Here is a 4,349-nt window from a genome sequence, read left to right as displayed (position 1 = left end):
CTGCTGCTGCCGCTGGTGCTTGTTCTTGAGCGTCTGGTGCCGGCCCTGACGGCCCAGAGCACCCACGTCACCGATGAGGCGGAAATCCGTCTGCTGACCCGCCTGGGTCACCAGCAGGGGCGCATTGAAGCCGACGAGGCGGCCATGATCGGCAAGGTGTTCCAACTCAACGACCTGCGGGCCAGTGAGTTGATGGTGCCCCGGGTGGCGGCCCCCACCCTGGCGGGTTCGGAACGGTTGGTCAACGTGCAAGCTCTCCTCCTGGAGCGCAACGACCCCTGGTGGGTGATCCTGGGGGAAGCGGTGGACCACGTTCTGGGGGTGGCCAGCCGGGAGGCGCTGCTGGCGGCCCTGGCCCAGGGCCTTGGGGAGCGCTCCCTGACGGATCTCAGCGAGCCGGTGGCGTTTGTCCCGGAAATGATTCGCGCCGACCAACTGTTGATGGACTTCCGTCAGCACAGCAACCGGGTGCGGGTAGTGGTGGACGAGTTTGGCGGGTTCGCCGGTGTGATCGGCGCCGATGCCGTCCTGTCCTGGCTGGCGGGCTGGCGTTCCCTCCCCCAGTCCCCATGACCACGACCATGACCATGACCGTGGCGAATGCTGGCGGCGCCGTGGCGGACCAGACGCTGGCCATGCTGGAGCGCTGGCGGCGGCGGCTGGCGCTTTCCCCCCGGGAGCACAGTCGGCTGGGGCCACACCTGCAGATGGTGGATCGCCAACTGCAACGCCTGGCCCGACGGCGCCCCCGTCTGGTGGTGTTCGGTCGGGTCGGGGTGGGCAAATCCAGTGTGCTCAATGCCCTGCTGCCCTCCCCATGCTTTGCCGTGGACGTGGCCCATGGCTGCACCCGCCGGCAGCAACAGGCCGTGTGGATCCCCCCCGCTCCCATTCCCGGCCTGCAGGCCGTGGACCTTGTGGACACTCCGGGACTGGACGAAATCCAGGGGTCAGCCCAGGGGCGGCTGGCCCGCCGCCTGGCCATGGGGGCCGATCTGGTGCTGCTGGTGCTGGGCGGCGACGTCTCTGCTCCCGAGGCCGGGGCCTTGACGGAGTTGCGCCGCTGTGGAAAACCCGTGCTCCTGGTGCTGAACCGCGCCGACACCTGGACACCGGCGGAACGCCGCCAGTTGGCCGGCGCCATCGGCGGCCGGGTGCGGCAACTGCTGGGTGACGGGGCAGTCCGGACCACTCCCTTGATGATTGCCGCGGCCCCCCGCCAACCGCAACAACTCCCTGATGGCAGGATCCGCAGCGAGGCGGCGCCCCCCCAGGTGGAGCCCCTCCGGGAGGCGTTGCTGCACCTGTGGCGTTCCGACGGCGCCCGCCTCCTGGCGCTCAACAGCCTGCAAGCCGCGAGCCGCTTCCAGCGTCTGCTGATGCGTTGCCGCCTTCAACAGCGCCGCGCACGGGCCCAGCGGTTGATTGGCCGCTACGCCGTCGCCAAGGCAACGGGTCTGGCCATGAATCCGGTCATGCTGGTGGATCTGGCGGGCGCCGCCACGGCCGATACAGGCTTGGTTGTGCAACTGGCCGATCTCTATGGTGTTCCCCTCCCCAGGGCTGGCCCCCAGCGCCAAGCCCTGGTGCGACAACTGGGGACCAACCTGCTGTGGGTGGGCGGGGTCCAGTTGGGCCTGCAGGGGGCTTTGGGTCTCGTGAAACACCTGCTGCTGGCGGCGGCGCCGTTTACGGCAGGCCTCAGCCTGGCCCCTGCCGGTCCGGTGGCCCTGGCCCAGGCTACCCTTGCGGTGCATACCACCCGCCTCCTGGGGCGGCTGACGGCCCACAAGCTGGTGGCGGGAGAAGCCTTGCGGTTGTCCCCGTCGGCCACCATGATGCGGCGCCTGGTGCGGCAACAGGATCCCCACGCCCCGTGGCTGTGCTGGACCCAGGCCGAAGAGTTCCGTGGCCGGCCCTTCACCCGGAAAGATGCCGCTCTGCTGCCATGAGCACCCGGTTTTCACCTCCCGTCGTGGCCCTCTTCGGCACCAGTGCCGATCCGCCAACCATTGGTCACCAGGCCATTCTGGCCGGCCTGGCCCGGCGCTACCCCATGGTGGCCACATGGGCCAGCGACAACCCCTTGAAACGCCATGGCGCACCCCTGGCGGTCCGCCGCCAGTTGCTCCAGGTGGTTGTGGACAGCCTCAAGACCCGGATGATGGCCCGGGGGCGCCGCCTGGAGCTGCGGCAGGATTTCAGCAGCCGTCGCGCCCTGGACAGTGTCCGGGCCGCCCGGACCTGCTTCCCCACGGCCCGCCTGCTGTTTGTGGTGGGGGTGGATCTGCTGCCCCAGATCCCCAACTGGTATCAGGCCTCCGAGTTGTTGCGCTGCTGCTGTCTGGTGGTTGTTCCCCGGAACAACGGGCCGGAACAGGAGCAGGCCATGGCACGGCTCCAGGCCGCCGGCGCCGCCTGGAAGCCCTGCCGCTGCACATCCCGCCTGTGGCCAGTTCCCAGATCCGCCAACGACCTGATCCCGCCCTGGCGCCAAAGGAGTTATTGCCCATCTTGGCGTCCCAGAGGCTCTACGGGTTCACGGCCCACGACGTGCCGGCCCATGCCGCCCGCCAGTGACCATGCCCGAGCCCCGGTCCCGGCCCGTCTACATCGGCCTGGCGCAACTCAATCCCCTGGTGGGGGACCTGGAGGGCAACAGCCATCAGGTGCTGGCGGCTGCCCGGCAGGCCGCCGCGGCCGGCGTCCAGGTGCTGGTAACGCCGGAGTTGGCGCTCTGGGGGTATCCCCCCCGGGATCTGCTGTTGTTACCCACCATGTTGCGGCGGCAGCAGAAGGTGCTGGATGCCCTGGCTCTGGCCTTGCCGGAGAATCTCCGGCTGCTGGTGGGTGGGGTGACCCCCTTGGCGGACGGAGGGGACTGCCCCCTCCACAACAGCGCCGCCCTGGTGGGGGACGGCTGCTGGCGGATGGTGGCCGCCAAGCGGCTCCTTCCCAGCTACGACGTGTTCGACGAGCGCCGCTACTTTCGTCCGGGCCGCCAGCCCTGCCTGGTGGAGATCCCGCTGGCGGGGCGGTCCCTGCGGCTGGCCGTCACCATCTGCGAAGACCTCTGGGCGGATCCTCGGCGCCCCCGTCAGCCCACCTACGACTGTGATCCCGTCGCCGAGCTGGCGCCCCTGGCGCCGGACGTAATGGTGAATCTCTCCGCCTCCCCCTTTGCGGTGGGCAAGCAGACGCTGCGCCGGGAGTTGGCCACCGCTGCCGCGGCCCGCCTGGGGTGTCCGGTGGTGTACGTGAACCAAGTGGGGGGTAACGATGAACTGGTGTTTGACGGCAACAGCTTTGTGGTGGATCCCCAGGGCGCCGTTCTCCTGCAGTTGCCCTCAGCCCGTCCCGCCAGCCATTGGGTCCGTCTGGACTTGCCCTCCGGCCGGTTGCCCCATGGGGGGACGGCGGCAGCCCCCTCGGCCGGGTCCCCCAGGGCCGTCACGTCTCCCCAGGAGGACCTCTGGAGGGTGTTGGTTCTGGGTCTGGAGGATTACGCCCGCAAGTGCGGTTTCCGTTCAGCCGTGTTGGGGCTCAGTGGCGGTGTTGATTCCGCCCTTGTGGCCTGTGTGGCCGCTGCCGCCCTTGGTCCCCGGCAGTTGCGCGGCCTGCTGATGCCGTCGGCTTTCAGTTCCCCCGGTTCGGTTGCCGATGCCCGGTCGCTGGCCCGGTTGCTAGGGATGGCCACCACCACGGCGCCCATCACCCCCCTGATGGACACCTTTGCCCAGACATTGCACCCTGCCCTGGGCAAAGACCCGGACGGGTTGACGGCGGAAAACCTCCAATCCCGCATTCGCGGCGCCCTGCTCATGGCCATGGCCAATCAGGAGGGGCGCCTGCTCCTGTCCACGGGCAACAAATCGGAGTTGGCGGTGGGGTATTGCACCCTCTACGGAGACATGAACGGTGGGCTGGCGGTGCTTGGAGATCTCTACAAAACCGACGTCTACAGTCTCTGCCGTTGGCTCAACGGCCCTGGGGCCCTGCGGCAGCGCCGTGGGGCGGGGCTGCCAACCCGGGGGGCGCTGATTCCGGAGGTCATCCTCAGCAAGCCCCCCAGCGCCGAGCTGCGCCCCAACCAGAAGGACAGCGACTCCCTGCCGGATTATGCCGTTCTCGACCCCATTCTCAAGAAGTTGGTGGAGGAGCACCACACCCCGGATCAATTGATTGCGGCGGGGGGTGATCCGGCGCTGGTGCAGCGCATCTGGTCCCTGCTGCGCAGGGCCGAGTTCAAGCGGCGCCAGGCGCCGCCGGTGTTGAAGGTGAGTGGCCGGGCATTCGGGACCGGCTGGCGCATGCCCATTGCCACCTGCTGAGCCCCTCAGACCGGCGCC

At 69.1% G+C, this 4,349-nt stretch carries 3 protein-coding genes and 1 pseudogene; 3 read left to right on the top strand and 1 reads right to left on the bottom strand.

From position 1 onward, the window contains the following. Window positions 1–573, top strand: a pseudogene (locus BG35_RS0106950) (CNNM domain-containing protein); the annotation flags it as partial. Continuing rightward, window positions 570–1,952: a GTP-binding protein gene (locus BG35_RS0106945; RefSeq protein WP_034417662.1), complete on the top strand. Its 1,383-nt coding sequence runs from the start codon at window positions 570–572 to the stop codon at window positions 1,950–1,952. The pseudogene BG35_RS0106950 and the gene BG35_RS0106945, both read left to right, overlap by 4 nt. An 11-nt stretch (window positions 1,953–1,963) precedes the next feature. On the opposite strand, the gene BG35_RS14185 is transcribed toward BG35_RS0106945, so the two are convergent. Beyond that, the gene (locus BG35_RS14185; RefSeq protein WP_373276974.1) at window positions 1,964–2,497 is read right to left on the bottom strand and encodes a hypothetical protein; all 534 of its coding nucleotides are present in this window, start codon (window positions 2,495–2,497) and stop codon (window positions 1,964–1,966) included. A gap of 85 nt (window positions 2,498–2,582) precedes the next feature. Between BG35_RS14185 and BG35_RS0106925 the strand changes: the two genes are divergently transcribed. Continuing rightward, window positions 2,583–4,331, top strand: coding sequence for an NAD+ synthase (locus tag BG35_RS0106925; RefSeq protein ID WP_034417660.1), 1,749 nt, complete (start codon window positions 2,583–2,585; stop codon window positions 4,329–4,331). The last annotated feature ends 18 nt before the right edge of the window (window positions 4,332–4,349 follow it).

Source organism: Candidatus Synechococcus spongiarum SH4, from assembly GCF_000586015.1.
In the GTDB taxonomy this organism is placed as follows: domain Bacteria; phylum Cyanobacteriota; class Cyanobacteriia; order PCC-6307; family Cyanobiaceae; genus Synechococcus_B; species Synechococcus_B spongiarum_F.
The sequence above is the reverse complement of the archived record's forward strand: the minus strand, read 5'-3'. Positions and strand labels throughout refer to the sequence as shown.